This is a genomic window from Sporosarcina sp. SG10008 (assembly GCF_044569405.1).
In the GTDB taxonomy this organism is placed as follows: domain Bacteria; phylum Bacillota; class Bacilli; order Bacillales_A; family Planococcaceae; genus Sporosarcina; species Sporosarcina psychrophila.
In genome coordinates, this window is record NZ_CP172607.1 from 15,001 (window position 1) to 35,245 (window position 20,245).

Genomic DNA, 20,245 nt, shown 5'->3' on the forward strand with positions numbered 1-20,245 from the left:
AGTTGAAAGTCCATTCTCTCCAGAGTGTATCCTGAGTACGGCGGAACACGTGAAATTCCGTCGGAATCCGGGAGGACCATCTCCCAAGGCTAAATACTCCCTAGTGACCGATAGTGAACCAGTACCGTGAGGGAAAGGTGAAAAGCACCCCGGAAGGGGAGTGAAATAGATCCTGAAACCATGTGCCTACAAGTTGTCAGAGCCCGTTAATGGGTGATGGCGTGCCTTTTGTAGAATGAACCGGCGAGTTACGATTCCATGCAAGGTTAAGCAGTGAATGCGGAGCCGCAGCGAAAGCGAGTCTGAATAGGGCGATAGAGTATGGGGTCGTAGACCCGAAACCAGGTGATCTACCCATGTCCAGGGTGAAGGTAAGGTAACACTTACTGGAGGCCCGAACCCACGTACGTTGAAAAGTGCGGGGATGAGGTGTGGGTAGCGGTGAAATTCCAATCGAACCTGGAGATAGCTGGTTCTCTCCGAAATAGCTTTAGGGCTAGCCTCAAACTTAAGAATCTCGGAGGTAGAGCACTGTTTGGACTAGGGGCCCATCCCGGGTTACCGAATTCAGACAAACTCCGAATGCCGATGATTTATGTTTGGGAGTCAGACTGCGGGTGATAAGATCCGTAGTCGAGAGGGAAACAGCCCAGACCACCAGTTAAGGTCCCCAAGTATTCGTTAAGTGGAAAAGGATGTGGCGTTGCCCAGACAACCAGGATGTTGGCTTAGAAGCAGCCATCATTTAAAGAGTGCGTAATAGCTCACTGGTCGAGTGGCGCTGCGCCGAAAATGTACCGGGGCTAAACGAATCACCGAAACTGTGGATTGACATCTTAGATGTCAGTGGTAGGAGAGCGTTCCAAGGGCGTCGAAGCTAGACCGTAAGGACTGGTGGAGCGCTTGGAAGTGAGAATGCCGGTATGAGTAGCGAAAGAAGGGTGAGAATCCCTTCCACCGAATGCCCAAGGTTTCCTGAGGAAGGCTCGTCCGCTCAGGGTTAGTCAGGACCTAAGTTGAGGCCGAAAGGCGTAGACGATGGACAACAGGTTGATATTCCTGTACCACCTCCCCGCCGTTTGAGCAATGGGGTGACGCAGTAGGATAGGGTGAGCGCGCTGTTGGTTATGCGCGTCTAAGCAGTGAGGTGTGGAATGAGGCAAATCCCGTTCCTATAACATTGAGCTGTTACAGCAAGGGGATTTATCCCTGAGTCCCTGATTTCACGCTGCCAAGAAAAGCCTCTAGCGAGGCGGGAGGTGCCTGTACCGCAAACCGACACAGGTAGGCGAGGAGAGAATCCTAAGGTGATCGAGAGAACTCTCGTTAAGGAACTCGGCAAAATGACCCCGTAACTTCGGGAGAAGGGGTGCTCTGGTAGGGTGTTAAAGCCCGAGAGAGCCGCAGTGAATAGGCCCAGGCGACTGTTTAGCAAAAACACAGGTCTCTGCAAAACCGCAAGGTGAAGTATAGGGGCTGACGCCTGCCCGGTGCTGGAAGGTTAAGAGGAGAGGTCAGCGCAAGCGAAGCTTCGAATTGAAGCCCCAGTAAACGGCGGCCGTAACTATAACGGTCCTAAGGTAGCGAAATTCCTTGTCGGGTAAGTTCCGACCCGCACGAAAGGCGTAACGATCTGGGCACTGTCTCAACGAGAGACTCGGTGAAATTATAATACCTGTGAAGATGCAGGTTACCCGCGACAGGACGGAAAGACCCCGTGGAGCTTTACTGTAACCTGATATTGAATTCCGGTGCAGCCTGTACAGGATAGGTAGGAGCCTTGGATTCCGGAGCGCTAGCTTCGGATGAGGCGTTGGTGGGATACTACCCTGGCTGTATTGGACTTCTAACCCATGCCCCTTATCGGGGCAGGAGACAGTGTCAGGCGGGCAGTTTGACTGGGGCGGTCGCCTCCTAAAGAGTAACGGAGGCGCCCAAAGGTTCCCTCAGAATGGTTGGACATCATTCGTAGAGTGCAAAGGCATAAGGGAGCTTGACTGCGAGACCTACAAGTCGAGCAGGGTCGAAAGACGGGCTTAGTGATCCGGTGGTTCCGCATGGAAGGGCCATCGCTCAACGGATAAAAGCTACCCCGGGGATAACAGGCTTATCTCCCCCAAGAGTCCACATCGACGGGGAGGTTTGGCACCTCGATGTCGGCTCATCGCATCCTGGGGCTGTAGTCGGTCCCAAGGGTTGGGCTGTTCGCCCATTAAAGCGGTACGCGAGCTGGGTTCAGAACGTCGTGAGACAGTTCGGTCCCTATCCGTCGCGGGCGCAGGAAATTTGAGAGGAGCTGTCCTTAGTACGAGAGGACCGGGATGGACATACCTCTGGTGTACCAGTTGTCTTGCCAAAGGCATCGCTGGGTAGCTATGTATGGACGGGATAAATGCTGAAAGCATCTAAGCATGAAGCCCCCCTCGAGATGAGATTTCCCATTACGCAAGTAAGTAAGATCCCTCAAAGAAGATGAGGTTGATAGGTCTGGGGTGGAAGCACGGCGACGTGTGGAGCTGACGGATACTAATCGATCGAGGACTTAACCAATTTTGAAAAGGGCTTGATTACCCTGATTCTGTGTAGCACAATGTCTGTTTTATTCAGTTTTGAGCGAACAAGCTCAAAGAGTCTGGTGACGATTGCGAAGAGGTCACACCCGTTCCCATCCCGAACACGGAAGTTAAGCTCTTCAGCGCCGATGGTAGTTGGGGGTTTCCCCCTGCGAGAGTAGGACGCCGCCGGGCGCAAGGTCATTGCCAATAGGTAATGGCTTTTTTTGTGTTTATTTTTAGAAATTTTTTTAGATATATATATTAAATAAATGAGTAACTATAGGAACCTAGAGAATGCGCATTTAAAGAGGCATCCGAAGCTCTGAGAGTAATGGAGCACTAACTAGGCTTAGGGAGCGAGATATCCCTAGCGCAATAAGGAATTCAAAGGGATTCTTAATTTTAACTTACATAGGTTAATTTGTACTTATACAAAAAAAAGTAAGGATAATCGTATACATAAAAAACTCAAGCGCCTTGGTGGAGCCGAAAAGGACGACAAGCGATAGAGGAAGGCAGCTTAGGATCAGCGCGACACAGGTGACACAATGTCGCAACAGCTCTGCATGCCCCCCGTTGTGTAGGATCGGGAGCTAGGCGCTGGAGTATAGACACTACTCTAGGTGAAAAAGTTTATAATTTCTTGTCTTTCGAAAAAAGGGTGGTCTCAATTAGAAAAACGTCGCCTTTCCCCTTCCGTGTCTACATTACTAGGCATAGGGATAATAAGTTCGCATGCTGATGGTGGTTCGGAGCTCTTTCCTGTGAGGAGTAGGACGTCGCCGGTAGTAAGGTCATTGCCAATAGGTAATGGCCTTTTTGTCGTCCGGGAAATAATGAAATCTCGTACTTATGGAGAAATGCTATCTAAGTTAAATTATTGAATATGTTATGAAAACAGAGCGCTAGCTTCTTACTGGGAAAGACGGAGCCAAATGACTATAGGATAGGTGAAGCAGTTAGATTAATGGGGTTGGGCATACAAAATGCGATATTGAAGGGTTTATTTACTTCAATTTATATAATAACGAAATTCCGTAAATGTACAGGTCTTAATGTAAGTGTGTTATATATATGATCGGTTTACGTGTTGAAATGATCGGTTGTGCATTGGTTATGATTGTTTAGGTATTGATATGATCGGTCGTGCAGCGGTTATGATTGTTTAGGTGTTGAAATGATCGGTTGTGCATTGGTTATGATTGTTTAGGTATTGATATGATCGGCTGTGCAGCGGTTATGATTGTTTAGGTGTTGATATGATCGGTCGTGCATTGGTTATGATTGTTTAGGTGTTGATATGATCGGTTGTGCAGTGGTTATGATTGTTTAGGTGTTGATATGATCGGTTGTGCAATGGTTATGATCGGTTTACGTGTTGATATGATCGGTCGTGCAGCGGTTATGATTGTTTAGGTATTGATATGATCGGTCGTGCTCCTTATACGCTCGCTCGCCTATAATTTTAGCCATTATGATTGAACAATTAGCGACATAAGAATTGGCGTTAGATTATGGAAGTGGCGATTAGAATACCTAAATTCATCTTCGGATCCGAGCTACTTGTCCGTCTATTCTTAATAGCTTGAAATCATAGCCTAACAGCGATACGATAAGGGTCAAGCAATATTGAAAGGGGTGGTTATTTTGCAAATGGTGCTCATTATATTCGCGATTAATATCGTGTATGTTACATTTTTTACAGTGCGCATGATTCTAACGTTAAAAGGCTATAGATACATCGCTGCCGGACTTAGTGTAGTAGAAATCGTTATCTATGTTATCGGCCTTGGTTTAGTGCTTGATAACCTGAATGAAATACAGAACTTAGTAGCCTATGCAATCGGTTATGGTTGTGGAGTTATTATTGGGTCGAAGATTGAAGAGAAGATGGCACTTGGCTATATTACAGTAAATGTAATTACGTCAGAGAAGAACTTGAAATTACCGAGTATACTGCGGGAAAAAGGTTACGGAGTCACAGATTGGTCAGCGAATGGTCTTGATGGGGATCGGTCTGCTATGCAGATTCTTACTCCGCGTAAATATGAATTGAAACTTTACGTTACTATTAAAGAAATAGACCCAAAAGCATTTATTATTGCATACGAGGCGAAAATGATACATGGCGGTTTCTGGGTTAAGAGTGTGAGGAAAGGGAAGTTGTTCAAGTGAGTAAAAAGAAGACTATATGGTTTGATGTGGAAGCAGAAGAGACTATTGAGGACTGTTTGAAGAGAATGACTGCAGAAGGTTATGCAGTTGCGGGACGAAAGGAAGAGCCGCTGTTTACTGAGGTGAATGGAGAATTTATTCCAGTACGGCAAGTTATCAAGTTCAAAGGTGTACTAAGAGAAGATGAAAACGCCTAAAAGGCGAACGTTATGGGATGGCGATATGTAATTGTTCGCCTTTTCTATTGACGAATGCTCGCGGTCTTGTTAAAATATAGAGAGTAAATAGAATCCCCATATATGCTGTGGAATTGGCCGCAGTGTTTCTACCAGGACACCGTAATGTCCGGACTATGCGGGAAAGCGACTTTCAGGAATTGTAGCGAAAGGTGTGTGGGTACCTATGGGTGCAATCATCTTAACGCATATTTCAACGTCCTCGAATGATCTGCTTTTCATGCATATGAAGAGTGGTTTGTTCGAGGACTTTTTAGTTTAGGAAATGTTGGCTAGGCTTCAGGTGCCAGACGCTCGGGTCATAAGACGGCCTGTTGCCACAAAAAGTGGCAAACTTAGGCAACATTCATTTGTAGCGGCACCTAACGCTTTTCTTAAAAGGAGCGGATTATAAGTGGAACCGAAAATCGGTGTCATTATGGGAAGTAAAAGTGATTGGGAAACAATGAAGCATACGTGTGACATTTTGGACGAACTAGAAGTCCCTTACGAGAAGAAAGTCGTCTCAGCACACCGTACACCTGATTTCATGTTTGAATATGCAGAACAAGCGCAAGATAAAGGTTTAGAAGTCATTATTGCAGGAGCTGGGGGAGCTGCACACCTCCCAGGGATGGTTGCAGCAAAAACATTGCTACCCGTTATTGGCATACCTGTTCAGTCAAAAGCGTTGAATGGAATGGATTCCTTATTATCCATTGTTCAAATGCCTGGAGGTGTTCCAGTGGCGACTATGGCGATTGGGAAAGCAGGCGCAGTGAACGCAGGTCTTCTTGCAGCACAGATGTTAGGTGTCCATGACAAAGCTCTAATGAAACGTATTGAAGAGCGCCGTAATAACATGCGTGATGCGGCACTAGAAAGTAGCGGTGACTTACTATGAAAACAATTTTACCTGGACAAATGATAGGGATCATTGGTGGGGGACAGCTTGGTCGGATGATGGGGCTTGCCGCGAAGGAAGCGGGATTCAAAATCGCGGTGCTAGATCCTGTTATGGATTCACCGTGTGGTCAAATTGCTGATATACGGATTGTTGCACCTTACAACGATGAGATTGCACTCGAGGAACTAGGTGAAGTGAGTGACGTCATCACATATGAATTCGAAAACATTGATTATGAGGGATTGAAAAGGCTCACTCAAATCGCACACGTACCGCAGGGCGCAGAACTTGTCCGGATCACACAGAATCGTATCAATGAAAAAGCAGAAATTACAGCATCGGGTGCACCTGTTGCAAACTATGTAGCGGCACAGACGTTTGAAGAGCTAACATTGAAAATTGGAGAAGTCGGCTACCCTTGTATCGTCAAGACTGCATTCGGTGGTTATGACGGCAAAGGGCAAGTGAAAATCGACTCTGAAAGTGATCTTCACGAAGCGGAATCACTCTTTGTTCATTCGGCATGTATTGCAGAAGCGTTCGTTCCGTTTACAAAAGAAATATCAGTGATCATTCAACGGAATGATAAAGGACAATCTTACTGTCTTCCAGTTGCTGAAAATATTCATAAACACCATATACTGCATGAATCAATCGTTCCAGCACGGGTCAATGAAAAAGTCTTAGCCCAAGCCGAAGATGCAGCGAAGAAAATCGCAGATCATCTCAATCTTGTCGGAACATTGGCGGTTGAAATGTTCGTCTTAGAAAATGATGAAATTATTATTAATGAATTAGCACCACGTCCACATAACTCGGGTCATTATTCAATTGAGGCGTGTAACATTTCGCAGTTCCATCAGCATATCCGTGCTATTTGTGGCTGGCCACTTCGCAAGCCGATATTATGGCAATCTTCGATTATGGTGAATGTGCTCGGCGAACATGTAGCACCACTGACGAAGATTGTTACGGATTATCCAGATTGGTCAATCCATCTATATGGCAAAGCCGAAGCGAAATTAAAGCGAAAAATGGGACATGTCACAATCATGACGGACAACATTGAAAAGACATTGGAAGACATTAATTCAACGGGAATTTGGTCTGAATAGAGGGGGATACTTATGATAAAGCGATACCCCAGTCCAGAAATGGACGCTGTACGGTTAGAACAAAATAAGTGTTATACGAATTTCAAGCAGCTCCGTCTTGACTGAATAATTGACGGCAGCTTTTCAACATTTCAAAGTTTCAAAAAGAAACTTAATCTAATTCCATTTGGGAGGAAAAAAGACATGACGAAAGTAAACGTATACGTAACACTCCGTGAAAGTGTTGTTGATCCACAAGGGGTAGCAACTAAAGAAGCGCTTCAAACGATGGGTTATAAAGAGGTCGAAAACGTACGCATTGGGAAATTGATTGAGCTAGAATTAGACGAATCAGTTACAAATATCGATGCACGTATCAAAGAAATGTGCGAAAAGCTTTTAGTCAATAAAGTTATTGAGGACTACCGATATGAAATCGGGGAGGTCGCGGGCAAATGAAGTTCGCTATACTTGTTTTCCCAGGATCGGGTTGCGACATCGACATGTATCATGCGGTAAATACCGTTCTGGGCAATAAAGCAGAATACATCTGGCATACAGAAGCGAATCTTGACGGTTATGACGCAGTACTTATTCCGAGTGGAGCATCGTACGGGGATTATCTGCGTGCGGGTGCACTAGCGCAAAGCTCACCAGCAATCGAGAGCTTGAAAGCATTTGCTGCAACAGGGAAACCTGTTCTTGGTGTGGGTAACGGGTTCCAAATTCTCGCTGAAGCAGGCCTTTTACCAGGCGCTTTCTTGCGCAATAAAGGACTGAAATTCAGGTCTGGCAAAACGAACTTGACTGTCTTGAATACAGATTCTATATTTACGGCAGATTACGACAACGGGCAAGAAATCACAATTCCGTTTGCTCATGAATTCGGCAACTATTATGTTGATGAAAAAACAGTAGCAGAATTGAAAAGTACTAACCGTATCGTATTTACATATGCGGACGGTAATGCAGATGGCAGCACAGCGGACATCGCGGGTGTTTTAAACGAAAAAGGCAATGTGCTCGGTATGATGCCCCTTCCTGAACGTGCAGTTGAGGAAATCATCGGAGGAACAGATGGATTGCCTCTATTCAATTCAATCTTGAAAAGGTGGAGTGAAAATAATGTCAGCCAAGCATGAACCGAACGCACAACAAATTAAAGATGAACAATTATACCGCCAAATGGGAATGACAGATGAGGAATTCGAACGTGCAACAGAGATGTTAGGACGCCTTCCAAACTATACGGAAACGGGTTTATTCTCTGCATTGTGGTCTGAACACTGCTCATATAAGAGCTCGAAACCAGTACTGCGTAAATTCCCAACTGATGGGCCACGTGTTCTTCAAGGACCAGGAGAAGGAGCAGGAATCGTCGACATTGGCGACAATCAAGCAGCTGTTTTCAAAATGGAATCCCATAACTCTCCTTCTGCGATTGAACCGTTCATCGGGGCAGCAACTGGTGCTGGTGGGGTTCTGCGTGACGTATTTTCAATGGGTGCCCGCCCTGTAGCACTTGTAAACTCACTTCGTTTCGGCGATCTAACAGACGAACGTGACCGTTATTTATTCGAAGAAGCGGTTGCAGGGATTGCAAGTTACGGAAATGCGATTGGTATACCTACTATTGCTGGCGAAGTTCAGTTCGATAATTGTTATTCTAAACGTCCACTCGTCAATGCGATGGCTGTTGGTTTGTTAAATCATGAAGACATTCAAAAAGGGATCGCTTCCGGTATCGGTAATAGTGTGATGTATGCCGGTGCTACAACAGGACGTGACGGGATTCACGGTGCGACGATGTCTTCATCCGAAGTAAAAGATGGAGAACTTCCAGTGATGCAAGCTGGTGACCCGTTCCTTGAAAAACTTGTGATGGAAGCATGCCTTGAGCTTGTAAAATCAGATGCGTTAATTGGGATTCAAGATATGGGGGCAGCAGGACTTACTTCTTCTGCGGCTGAAATGGCATCAAAAGCAGGGTATGGTGTTGAGTTAAACCTTGACCTAGTACCACAACGTGAAGAAGGAATGACAGCATATGAAATGATGTTGTCAGAATCTCAAGAACGTATGCTAATCGTCGTGAAAAAAGGCCGTGAACAGGAAGTAACGGATTTATTTGCGAAATATAATGTCGAAGCGGTAACGATTGGTAAAGTAACAGATGATAAAATGCTGCGCCTGCTTCATAAAGGTGAAGTTGTCGCTGAAGTATCAGCTGATGCACTTGCTGAAGACGCACCGGTTTACCATAAGAAATCCGAGGAACCTGCTTATTTCAGAGAATTCCAAGCGATGGAAATGACAGAACCTGTCGTGACAGATTTGAATGAAACACTTAAAGACCTCTTGCAACGTCCAACGATTGCATCGAAAGAATGGGTCTATAATCAGTTCGATACACAAGCTAGGTCAAATACGGTCGTTGCACCAGGTTCATCTGCGGGTGTCATTCGTGTCACTGGAACGAATAAAGGACTTGCGATGACATCCGATTGTAACTCACGTTTCGTCTATCTTGACCCAGAAACAGGCGGGAAAATTGCCGTTGCTGAAGCAGCACGTAATCTCATTTGTTCAGGCGCGGAACCAATTGCAATTACAGATTGCTTAAACTTTGGTAGTGCGGACAAGCCGGAAGTATTTTGGCAGCTTGAGAAATCAGCTGACGGAATTTCTGATGCATGCCGCAAGTTGAATGCTCCTGTAATAAGCGGGAACGTTTCCTTATCTAATGAAGTGAATGGTGTTCCAATCTATCCGACACCAACGATTGGTATGGTCGGCCTTGTTCATGATTTATCACAAGTAACGACTACTGAATTCAAAAATGCAGGCGATGTCATTTATGTCATCGGTGAAGCATCACTTGATTTCGGCGGTAGTGAATTGCAACAAATGACGGAAGGGAAAATTTTCGGCCAAGCTCCGGCAATTGACCTTGAAGTTGAAGCAGCACGCCAGAAAGAACTTTTGACAGCGATCCAAGCGGGACTTGTTCAATCAGCAACAGATTTATCAGAAGGCGGATTTGCAGTAGCGCTTTGTGAAAAAGCATTCGGTACGGAAGGTCTTGGAGCAGGCGTTACAGTTTCAGGATCTGCAGTAACAGCATTATTCAGTGAAACACAATCACGTTTCCTTGTGACTGTAAAAGAAGAAAAAGCAGCAGATTTCGAAAAAGCTGTAGCAGATGCGATTAAGATCGGTGTAGTTACGGATAGTAACCGTATCGTTATTAACGGTGAAGATGGTACGTTAATCGACGGGACGGTGGATGAACTCCGTTCTGCTTGGAAAGGGGCTATCCAATGCTTGCTGAACTCAGAGGCTTAAACGAAGAGTGCGGTGTGTTTGGCATTTGGGGTCATGAAGACGCGGCGCAGATCAGTTATTATGGTCTGCACGCGTTACAACACCGGGGACAAGAAGGAGCCGGTATCGTTACGAAGGAAGGCAAAAAGTTTCATGTGATTAAAGGCGAAGGTCTTGTCAATGAAGTGTTTTCTGGTAATGAGATCAATGATTTAAAAGGAAATTCAGCAATTGGGCAAGTGCGTTATTCTACAGAGAACGGTCGCGGAATCGAAAATGTTCAGCCGCTCGTTTTCCGTTCAACAACTGGAAGTCTTTCGGTCGCTCACAATGGCAACATTGTGAATGCGGTCGAACTACGCGAGCATCTTGAACGTCAAGGTAGTATTTTTCAAACGAATTCTGATACAGAAGTGCTAGCGCATTTAATTAAGAAAAGTAGCGGTTCTTTAACACAGCGTGATCGTGTAAAAAAAGCATTGTCGATGTTAAAAGGTGCTTTTGCGTTTGTCATCTTGACGGATGACGGATTAATGGTTGCGCAGGATCCGAATGGTTTGCGTCCATTATCCCTTGGGAAACTGGGAGATGCTTGGGTCGTAGCATCTGAGACATGTGCGTTCGATCTTATTGGCGCAGAATGGGTTCGTTCGGTAGAGCCGGGAGAACTCATCATTATTAATGATAAAGGTCTTCAGTCGGACCGTTTTGCGAAAGCTGCGGACTCGGCTATGTGCTCGATGGAATATGTCTATTTCGCACGCCCTGATTCGGATATTGATGGTATTAATATTCATTCAGCACGGAAGCGTTGCGGCAAACGACTTGCACGTGAAGTGCATATCGAAGCAGACGTCGTCACAGGTGTACCGGATTCAAGTATTTCAGCCGCTATTGGGTTTTCTGAGGAAAGTGGAATTCCATATGAGTTAGGACTGATCAAAAGTCGTTATGTCGGGCGAACTTTCATTCAACCAACACAGGAGATGCGTGAAAGAGGCGTGAAGATGAAACTTTCTCCAGTGCGTCAAGTTGTGAACGGTAAAAGAGTCGTCATGGTGGATGATTCGATTGTTCGCGGCACCACGTCTAAAAGGATTGTCAATCTGTTGAAAGAAGCCGGTGCGACAGAAGTTCACGTTGTGATTGCGTCTCCACCGCTTGTCAGTCCGTGTTTTTATGGTGTAGATATCAGTACGGATTCAGAATTGATAGCAACAAATAGGACGGTTGATGAAATCCGAGAACTTATCGGTGCAGATTCACTGACGTTTCTGTCTGCTGAGGGAATGGTCGAAGCCATTGGACGTCCCGATAAAACAAAGAACTGTGGACAATGCCTTGCATGCTTTACAGGAGAATATCCTACAGAAATCTATTCAGATACAGTGTTGCCACATAAGAAAGAAATTGTTTGATAGGGGGACTTTTACATGTCGAAGGCTTATGAAAACGCAGGTGTAAATATCGAAGCTGGTTACGAGTCAGTTGAACGGATGAAGTCACATGTTGCGCGAACTGCGCGTAAAGGTGTTACAGGAACGTTCGGCGGTTTTGGTGGCATGTTCGATCTATCCGCACTTAACTACAAAGAACCGGTACTTATTTCCGGTACAGACGGTGTTGGTACAAAGTTGAAACTGGCGTTCATGGCAGATAAGCATGACACGATTGGTATTGACTGTGTCGCTATGTGTGTTAACGATATTGTGGCGCAGGGCGCAGAACCTCTTTACTTCCTTGATTACATCGCGCTTGGCAAAGCCGTTCCTGAAAAGGTAGAAGCGATTGTTAAAGGAATCGCAGATGGTTGTGTTCAATCTGGTGCAGCATTAATTGGTGGAGAAACGGCTGAGATGCCAGGACTTTACGAAGTCGATGAGTATGACCTTGCAGGATTTGCAGTTGGAGCATGTGAAAAGAGTAAAGTTGTCACGGGTGAAAAAGTTGTTGCTGGAGACGTTCTTGTCGGTATCGCTTCAAGCGGTATTCATTCGAACGGTTATTCACTCGTCCGTAAAATTGTAATTGAAGATCAGGGCTGTGAAATTGACGGTTTGATTGCTGGATACGAAGATCTTGGAACAGTTGGAAACGCACTTCTTACACCGACGAAAATTTATGCGAAACCTGTTCTTCAAATGCATAACGAACTCGACGTCCATTCAATGGGCCATATTACGGGCGGCGGCTTCTACGAAAACTTACCGCGTATGTTGGTAGATGGATTCGGAGCGGAAATTGACCTTGGTTCATGGCCAGTACTTCCAGTATTCAAAATGCTGAAAGAAAAAGGCGAACTGTTGGATAAAGATCTATACAGCGTATTCAATATGGGTATCGGTTTTGTTGTCGCACTTCCTGAAGAACAAGCGAATGCTGCCCTTAAAATTGCAGCTGAGCATGGCGAAGAAGCATTCATTATCGGACGTGTAATTGAAGGCGAAGGCGTCACATTTACAGGTACACATGACGGAAGTCTTGCCGAATGAATCGAAAAGTGAAGATTGCCGTTTTCGCTTCTGGGAGCGGCAGTAATTTTGCAGCAATTGAACAAGCATGTAGCGCAGGTGAATTGAATGCTGAAATCGTCCTGATGGTGACAAATAAGCCGGAAGCATTTGTTGTTGAACGTGCTGACAAAGTGAGTATTCCAGTTGCAGCAATACGTCCAAAAGAGTTCGAAACGAAAGATGCGTACGAAGAAGCAATTCTTCATGCACTTCGAGAATCCGGGGCGGAATGGCTAGTTCTTGCAGGTTATATGCGTCTTGTTGGGCCGGTCCTATTGATGGCTTATCCTTCTCGCATAGTCAATATTCATCCTTCACTACTGCCTTCGTTTCCTGGAAAAGATGCGATTGCACAAGCGGTTGCGCATGGCGTGAAGGTAACGGGTGTTACCGTTCATCTTGTGGATGAAGGAATGGATACAGGACAAATTCTTGCACAGTGTGCAGTCGATGTTGTCAGTGGAGATGAAGATAAAACAGCCGAAGCGATTCATGCTGTTGAACACGGTTTATATAAAGATACGTTAAACGAACTTTTTAGCCGGTAATGATCAAGGCTTGGGCCGGCAGAAAGCAGGTCATGCAGTCGTTGCGACAGGAAGTCGCGATTTTAGACTGCTATCCTAACATACTAATTGGAGGGTTTTATTCGTGAAAAAACGTGCATTGCTTAGCGTGTCAGACAAAAACGGTATTTTGGAATTTGCAAAAGAATTGGAAAGTCTCGGTTATGAACTGTTATCAACAGGCGGTACAATGAAACATCTTGCAGACAATGGCGTCGCAGTAACAGCAGTCGATGCAGTAACCGGATTCCCTGAAATTATGGAAGGCCGCGTTAAAACGCTCAACCCAATGATTCACGGAGGACTTCTTGCGAAACAAGACAATCCCTCTCATATCTTACAAATGGAAGAGCATGGCATCCAGCCGATTGATGTTGTTTGTGTTAACTTGTATCCGTTTAAAGAAACGATTTCAAAGCCGGACGTAACCAATGATGATGCAATTGAAAATATCGATATTGGTGGACCAGCGATGCTTCGTGCTTCAGCGAAAAACCATGCATACGTCACAGTTATCGTAGATGCAACAGATTACGATCAAGTGCTTACCGAGATCAAAGCAGATGGCAAAACGACACTTGAAACGCGCAGACGTCTTGCAGCAAAAGTTTTCCGTCATACAGCAGCATACGATGCACTTATTGCCGGTTTCTTGACTGACCTTACAGGCGAAGAATTCCCTGAGCAGGTTACGTATACATATGAATTAAAACAACCGCTTCGTTATGGAGAAAATCCACACCAAAAAGCAGCTTTCTACAGCCGTCCACTTGGTTCTGATTTCTCAATTGCGTACGCGAAACAATTACATGGCAAAGAACTTTCGTATAACAATATCCAAGATGCCAATGCGGCTATCCAAATCATTAAAGAATTTGATAAAGCAGCTGCAGTAGCGGTAAAACATATGAATCCATGTGGTGTTGGAACAGGCAAAACAATTTTCGAAGCGTTCAATAAAGCATATGAAGCAGACTCGACGTCTATCTTTGGCGGTATAATTGCATTGAACCGTGAAGTTGATGCTGCAACTGCTGAAAAGTTATCGGGTATCTTCCTAGAAATTATCATCGCACCTGCATTCACAGAAGAAGCAGTTGAAATCTTGACGAAGAAGAAAAATATTCGCTTGATGACAATTTCGTTTGATCAAAACAAAAAAGACAAATGGAATACAGTTTCTGTTGAAGGTGGATTGCTTATGCAAGAGCCGGATGCATACGGATTTGCGGATGCAAACATTCGCGTTGCGACTGACCGCCAGCCAACTGAAGCTGAATGGGAAGCGATGAAACTTGGTTGGGCTGTTGTTAAACATGTGAAGTCCAATGCAATTGTCGTGACTGATGACAATATGACACTCGGCGTTGGTGCAGGACAGATGAACCGTGTTGGAGCAGCGAATATCGCGCTAACACAAGCAGGCGAACGCGCTAAAGGTGCAGCGCTTGCATCTGATGCATTCTTCCCAATGGACGATACAGTCGAAGCTGCAGCGAAAGCGGGTATTACGGCAATTATTCAACCAGGCGGATCAGTGAAAGATGAAGATTCGATTAAGAAAGCTAATGAATACGGTATTACGATGGTGTTTACAGGCGTTCGTCATTTCAAACATTAAGGAGTAGATTGCATTGAATATACTCGTTATCGGGAGCGGTGGCCGCGAGCATGCGATTGCCAGACAGTTCAATGTCTCCCCTTCAGTCAATAAAGTTTTTGTCGCACCCGGCAATGATGGCATGAAAAATGATGCTGAATGTGTGCAAATCGATGCGTTGGATTTTGAGGCACTTGCTTCATTCGCACAAAAGAACCAAGTAGACCTGACATTTGTCGGCCCTGAACAACCGCTTGGGGAAGGAATTGTTGATTACTTTACTGAACGTGGATTAACAGCGTTCGGTCCGACGAAAGCGGCGGCGTTGATCGAAGGAAGTAAGTCATTCGCTAAAGAGCTGATGACAAAGTATGCTATTCCAACGGCTGCGTATGGAACATTTACCGATGCAGAAGAAGCAAAAGCGTTTATCCGAGAAAATGGTGCCCCAATTGTCGTTAAAGCAGACGGACTTGCAGCTGGGAAAGGTGTTATCGTTGCGATGACGCTGGAGGATGCGCTTGAAGCAGTCGACGATATGATTGGCAACCAGAAATTCGGCGAATCTTCATCACGTGTTGTTATCGAAGAGTTTTTGGACGGCGAAGAGTTCTCTTACATGTCGTTTGTTCATGACGGTCAGATTTACCCGATGGTTGTCGCGCAGGATCATAAGCGTGCTTATGACGGTGATAGAGGACCGAATACGGGTGGTATGGGCGCTTATTCACCCGTTCCGCAAATTTCGGACGCAGTTGTGAAAGAAGCATACGATAAAGTCGTCGTTCCGACTGTTGAAGCAATGGCTGCAGAAGGGACTCCGTTTACTGGTATTTTATATGCCGGTCTCATTTTGACTGACAAGGGCCCGAAAGTGATTGAGTTCAACGCTCGTTTCGGCGATCCTGAAACGCAGGTCGTCCTTCCACGAATGGCGTCTGACTTTGGTGAATTCATGGCTGCACTTATGGCTGGTAAACCGTATGACTTGAAGTGGGATGACAAAGCGATGTTAGGCGTTGTCATTGCGGCAGATAGATATCCAGGAGATGTAGTAAAAGGGGCGGTATTACCTGATCTTGACGTTTTGTCAGCACGTGACTTAGAAGTCTTCCATGCAGGCACAAAATCAAATGGCGAAGGGTTTGTTGGTAATGGGGGACGTGTACTCCTCATTACAGCGAAAGCAGATTCATTGAAAGAAGCGCAGGTTGAGGTTTATAAAGGCTTGTCTCAATTAGAATGGAACGGATTCTTCTACAGGCAGGACATTGGCTGGCGTACGTTTGAATAAATGAAAAGACCACTAACTTAGTAATGAGTTAGTGGTCTTTTCACGTTTACGAAACATCCAATCCGATAATAAAGAAAAGGAGGATCGGTAGAATACGTATATAGTCAGCACTTAACGAATGGAATGTTCTTCCTGTATCGCTTAGTCGCTTGGTGATGGCCTTACACAATAAGCCCGCCAGAAGAACACTGTCAGTCTTATTGATCCGGCGCCTGCAGGATGCGGGTGTGCAGCCATTGCCGCAGGACGCGGCAATGGCTGCCTTTCATTAGTGTCGCTTCTTCGCTAGATTTGTTCGTTATACGGGTGAAGTATAGCACTTAGTTAATTCCAAATAAGTAGTGCTGAATATATAGTTGCAAAATTTACCAAATTATTTATACTTAAGGTGATGCTTTCCAGAAAGGTGAAGAGACAATGGGTTTGCAATTTACTGGCGTGGAGAAAAGATTAAATGATTCACTCATTTTTCCCGAATTTAACTTACATAGTGGTAGCAATCAAGTAACGGCAATTTACTCCAGTCTTAATGTACGTAACACGCTTTTACAGATGCTTACAAAGGAGATACCCATTTTAAACGGCGAAATATACATAAATGATGTCGAGATTTCAAAGGTGACTCTTTCAGACATCGGTTTTTCATTTCTGAATGAAGGGCTATATGAGCGTTTAACGGTTGCTGAACAGATCAATTTTTACCGTAAACTTTATAGCGCAGATATATCTACTGCAACGATTTTACGAAAAGTTCACCTTGAAGAGAAGCGAAATGTAAGGATAAAGAAATTATCTTACTCGGAGCAAAGACGGATCCAATTTGCGAAGCTCCTCATTCAAAATCCTGAGCAGTTCATATTTGAAGAACCCGACCAAAACATCGATATCGAAACACAGCGCGTATTAATTATTATGCTGGAAGAGCTACGTGATAAAGGGAAAAGTGTACTAATATTAACGGGGAATATGGAGAGCGCAGTCAATTTAGCGGATAAGGTTTTTAAGTTGGATGAAAACGGTTTGCATGAAATTCAAATAGCTAGGGAACTTGAAGAGGACATTCCTTCAATTTTGGAAGCGAGCGCTGAAATAGATAAAACAGAAATACAACCAGTCCGATTTGAAAAAATACCTACGAAGGTAAATGAGAAAATTGTTCTCTTTGATCCACCTGAAATTGATTATATTGAAAGTAACGATGGACAGTCTTCACTCCATATTAACGGGGAAGCATTTCCAACGATGTTCACGATGAATGAGCTTGAAGAACGATTGCAGCATTTCGGATTTTTCCGTTGCCATCGATCCTATATCGTAAACCTTCAAAAAGTTCGCGAGGTAATTACATGGACACGGAACAGTTACAGTCTCATTCTAGATGATGAAAAAAAGTCGAATATCCCACTGTCAAAAACAAAAATGGCTGAATTGAAAGTGATGTTGGGCCTGAAATAAGCTCCATTCACCCCCAAAAAAGCTCTTTTCAATGGAAATATGCTGTCTTTGCGTTGAAAACGACTTAATCTGAAGGTGCAACAACAAAACAACGACTTGTACATTTCAGGGGGAGAACAATGGAAAACATCATCGAAGTTCAATCGTTGGAGAAAGTGTTCGCGAATCAGACGGCACTTGAAGACGTCAATTTCCACGTTAAAAAGGGAGAGATTTTTGGATTTCTCGGTCCGAGTGGTTCGGGGAAAACGACAACGATTAAAATATTGACGGGTCAATTAAACCAGACGAGTGGAAAAGCGACCGTCTTTGGAGAACCGGTTTCAGGGATGAAAAAAGGTGAATCGAGAAAGAAAATCGGAGTACTGACGGACAACAGTGGATTGTATAGTCGGTTATCCATTTACGATAACTTGAAGCTTTATTGCGTGCTGTATGAAGTACCGGAACAACGAATTGCGGAGGTGTTAGTGCTTGTTAATCTAACAGAAGAAAAGAAAAAAGTTGTTTCGAAGTTGTCGAAAGGGATGCTTCAGCGTGTGATACTTGCCCGAACACTTTTACACGAACCTGAGCTACTATTTCTTGATGAACCGACGTCTGCGCTGGATCCAATGAATTCGCAACATATTCATGAAGGACTACGGGAATTGCAAGCCCGCGGGACAACAATTTTCCTTACCACTCATGATATGAACGAAGCGGAATTGCTCTGTAATCGAGTCGCATTTCTAAACAAAGGACAGATCAGACTAATGGATGAGCCAGGGGCGTTAAGAAAGCGCTATTCAGATGCCATGATGACTGTAGAGTTGAAAAACAATGAAAAAGTCGTGTTGAAGAGTACAGCTGAGGATGCCCAAAAGATGTTCGACTATATGTCGTCAAATCAAGTGGTCGCCATTCATTCAAATGAACCGACGTTAGGCGATATTTTTGTCGAAGTGACAGGGAGGAAATTATCATGACTTTTTCAATGAAACGCGTAAATGCTATCTTTCAGAAAGACTTCAAGGATATTTCAAGAAATTCATCTGTTTCGGTTACGGTGCCTATACCGCTTGTTCTAGCATTTTTTTTGGGCGAGATGAGTGATGATATTTCGATTGTTGCACATTATATGATCATCAATTTCTCAATGGTCATTGTTGGGGCGTTTGTTCAGTGTTGTTTAATAGCTGAAGAGAAAGAGAAGAATACGCTGCGCGGGTTAATGTTGTCACCTGCTTCGACATTGGAAATACTCAGTGGGAAAAGTTTGTTAAGCTTGATAGCGACGATGATGATTATAATAATTGGGGCTATGCTGTCCGGCTATAAATCGGATAATGTAGTCATCATAGCAAGTGCAATCCTATTAACCAGTTTGTTTTTCATCGGTTTGGGGACACTTCTCGGCCTACTTGCTAAATCAGTTATGGAAGCTTCTGTGATTATTCTGCCCTTTATGCTTGTATTCGGATTTGGATCAATGGCTACGATGTTTGCAGACAAATACCCTATATTGAAAGCGATGGGTTATACGCCGAATGCACAACTTACGGACATTGCAGTCAAGGTTGAAAGTGGAATTGGATTTGGCGGAGTTTGGTTGAATTTTGGCATCATTGCACTTTGGATTATCGGTATTTTTGTTTTAACAATTATTGTGTTCAAGAAAAAAAGAATAGATTGATCCTATCCACTCTCCAGCGAAGGCGCCTTACTGGGGTAGCCGAAGCGATAAGACTGATAGTGATTTTCTATCAGGCTTATCGTGGGAGGCATCCCCAAGCGCCACAGCGGATTCAATGGAGTTTTTATTGACCATCTACTCCGCCTTACAAATCCACCCACCAAACATATTCGTCGTGAAGAACTTAGCGATGTTCCCAAATCCAGCTTCCCTTAGCAAAAGTACAATCTCCTCTTCAGGAATAAAGGAAAGCTTCCTTACTGTTTTCTCCATTTCATTTACCTCTGCTTCAGTTAAATTTGTTGAATCCAACCAGTACGCTTTCCATAGAGCGAATAGCTCATTAAATGCGGGGTCGCTCGGGTTCCCGTACATGGATGCCATAACGAATGGAGCACCAGGCGAAAGATGATGTCGGATCTTTTTCAGTAGGATCTTTTTTTCATCGATATCTTCAATGAAATGGAGGACGAGCATACAGGTTGCAGCCCCGAACAGTTTCTCGTCTGTTACATCATTGACAGTTCCTTCGATGAATTCCACGCGGTCATCTATCTTCAAGTCAATTGCTTTCATTCGCGCGAAGTCAAGCATTGGTGGTGCAGGATCTACTGCTGTAAATGTCCACTCGGGATTAGTTGGTCCTAACGTAGCAAGTTCATTGCCGCCACCCGCCCCAATTATCAATACACTTTCTTGTTGTGTTATGTTTGCTCGAAGATAAGCCTGTACAAGTTTGAACATCGAATCGTAGGTAGGCAACGTTCGGCGCACTCCTCTGTCATATTCTGCGGCCATCTCTTTATCAAACTCCATCTTGTCGGTCATTTTATCAAATCCAATCGATTGTAATACTATACTATTTCGTCAAA

At 44.4% G+C, this 20,245-nt stretch carries 16 protein-coding genes, 2 rRNA genes and 1 riboswitch (1 of these 19 cut by a window edge); of the genes, 17 read left to right on the top strand and 1 reads right to left on the bottom strand.

Annotation, left to right across the window (positions count from 1 at the left end):
• The 17 genes from ACGLYD_RS00060 to ACGLYD_RS00140 all read left to right on the top strand — a co-directional run.
• Positions 1-2,550 (top strand): 23S ribosomal RNA (locus ACGLYD_RS00060) (it extends 382 nt beyond the left edge of the window).
• An 81-nt stretch (positions 2,551-2,631) separates the two neighbouring features.
• A 5S ribosomal RNA gene (rrf, locus tag ACGLYD_RS00065) occupies positions 2,632-2,747 on the top strand.
• A 1,461-nt stretch (positions 2,748-4,208) separates the two neighbouring features.
• Positions 4,209-4,730: a DUF2179 domain-containing protein gene (locus ACGLYD_RS00070; RefSeq protein WP_156476136.1), complete on the top strand. Its 522-nt coding sequence runs from the start codon at positions 4,209-4,211 to the stop codon at positions 4,728-4,730.
• The gene (locus ACGLYD_RS00075; RefSeq protein ID WP_399630644.1) at positions 4,727-4,927 is read left to right on the top strand and encodes an NETI motif-containing protein; all 201 of its coding nucleotides are present in this window, start codon (positions 4,727-4,729) and stop codon (positions 4,925-4,927) included. Before ACGLYD_RS00070 ends, ACGLYD_RS00075 begins: the two co-directional genes overlap by 4 nt.
• Positions 4,928-5,003: 76 nt before the next feature.
• Positions 5,004-5,103, top strand: a riboswitch (purine riboswitch).
• A 257-nt stretch (positions 5,104-5,360) separates the two neighbouring features.
• The gene (gene purE / locus ACGLYD_RS00080) at positions 5,361-5,849 is read left to right on the top strand and encodes a 5-(carboxyamino)imidazole ribonucleotide mutase (RefSeq protein ID WP_067205573.1); all 489 of its coding nucleotides are present in this window, start codon (positions 5,361-5,363) and stop codon (positions 5,847-5,849) included.
• Positions 5,846-6,967 carry a 5-(carboxyamino)imidazole ribonucleotide synthase gene (gene purK, locus ACGLYD_RS00085; RefSeq protein ID WP_399630648.1) on the top strand — a complete coding sequence of 374 codons (1,122 nt, stop codon included), beginning with the start codon at positions 5,846-5,848 and terminating at the stop codon, positions 6,965-6,967. Before purE ends, purK begins: the two co-directional genes overlap by 4 nt.
• A 183-nt stretch (positions 6,968-7,150) precedes the next feature.
• A complete protein-coding gene (gene purS, locus ACGLYD_RS00090; RefSeq protein WP_399630650.1) occupies positions 7,151-7,405 on the top strand; it encodes a phosphoribosylformylglycinamidine synthase subunit PurS in 255 nt (84 codons plus the stop codon).
• Positions 7,402-8,088 (top strand): phosphoribosylformylglycinamidine synthase subunit PurQ, encoded by a 687-nt coding sequence (gene purQ / locus ACGLYD_RS00095; protein WP_067205581.1) that lies wholly within the window; start codon positions 7,402-7,404, stop codon positions 8,086-8,088. Before purS ends, purQ begins: the two co-directional genes overlap by 4 nt.
• Positions 8,072-10,291, top strand: coding sequence for a phosphoribosylformylglycinamidine synthase subunit PurL (gene purL / locus ACGLYD_RS00100; RefSeq protein ID WP_338653659.1), 2,220 nt, complete (start codon positions 8,072-8,074; stop codon positions 10,289-10,291). Before purQ ends, purL begins: the two co-directional genes overlap by 17 nt.
• Positions 10,267-11,688 carry an amidophosphoribosyltransferase gene (gene purF, locus ACGLYD_RS00105; protein WP_067205586.1) on the top strand — a complete coding sequence of 474 codons (1,422 nt, stop codon included), beginning with the start codon at positions 10,267-10,269 and terminating at the stop codon, positions 11,686-11,688. The genes purL and purF overlap by 25 nt, the downstream gene beginning before the upstream one ends.
• Before the next feature lie 15 nt (positions 11,689-11,703).
• Entirely contained in the window at positions 11,704-12,762 is a 1,059-nt protein-coding gene (gene purM, locus ACGLYD_RS00110; RefSeq protein ID WP_399630654.1) for a phosphoribosylformylglycinamidine cyclo-ligase, read from the top strand.
• Entirely contained in the window at positions 12,759-13,331 is a 573-nt protein-coding gene (gene purN, locus ACGLYD_RS00115; protein WP_399630656.1) for a phosphoribosylglycinamide formyltransferase, read from the top strand. Before purM ends, purN begins: the two co-directional genes overlap by 4 nt.
• Before the next feature lie 103 nt (positions 13,332-13,434).
• Entirely contained in the window at positions 13,435-14,970 is a 1,536-nt protein-coding gene (purH, locus tag ACGLYD_RS00120) for a bifunctional phosphoribosylaminoimidazolecarboxamide formyltransferase/IMP cyclohydrolase (protein WP_399630659.1), read from the top strand.
• 13 nt (positions 14,971-14,983) lie between these two features.
• Entirely contained in the window at positions 14,984-16,243 is a 1,260-nt protein-coding gene (gene purD / locus ACGLYD_RS00125; RefSeq protein WP_399630662.1) for a phosphoribosylamine--glycine ligase, read from the top strand.
• Positions 16,244-16,660: 417 nt separating this feature from the next.
• Entirely contained in the window at positions 16,661-17,698 is a 1,038-nt protein-coding gene (locus ACGLYD_RS00130; protein ID WP_338653653.1) for a LytTR family transcriptional regulator DNA-binding domain-containing protein, read from the top strand.
• Positions 17,699-17,817: 119 nt separating this feature from the next.
• Complete coding sequence (locus ACGLYD_RS00135; RefSeq protein ID WP_338653652.1) at positions 17,818-18,666, top strand: ABC transporter ATP-binding protein; 849 nt, start codon at positions 17,818-17,820, stop codon at positions 18,664-18,666.
• Positions 18,663-19,373, top strand: coding sequence for an ABC transporter permease (locus tag ACGLYD_RS00140; RefSeq protein ID WP_338653650.1), 711 nt, complete (start codon positions 18,663-18,665; stop codon positions 19,371-19,373). Before ACGLYD_RS00135 ends, ACGLYD_RS00140 begins: the two co-directional genes overlap by 4 nt.
• 135 nt (positions 19,374-19,508) lie before the next feature.
• Here ACGLYD_RS00140 and ACGLYD_RS00145 read toward each other — a convergent pair whose 3' ends face one another.
• Entirely contained in the window at positions 19,509-20,201 is a 693-nt protein-coding gene (locus tag ACGLYD_RS00145) for a class I SAM-dependent methyltransferase (protein ID WP_399630667.1), read from the bottom strand.
• Positions 20,202-20,245 lie beyond the last annotated feature (44 nt).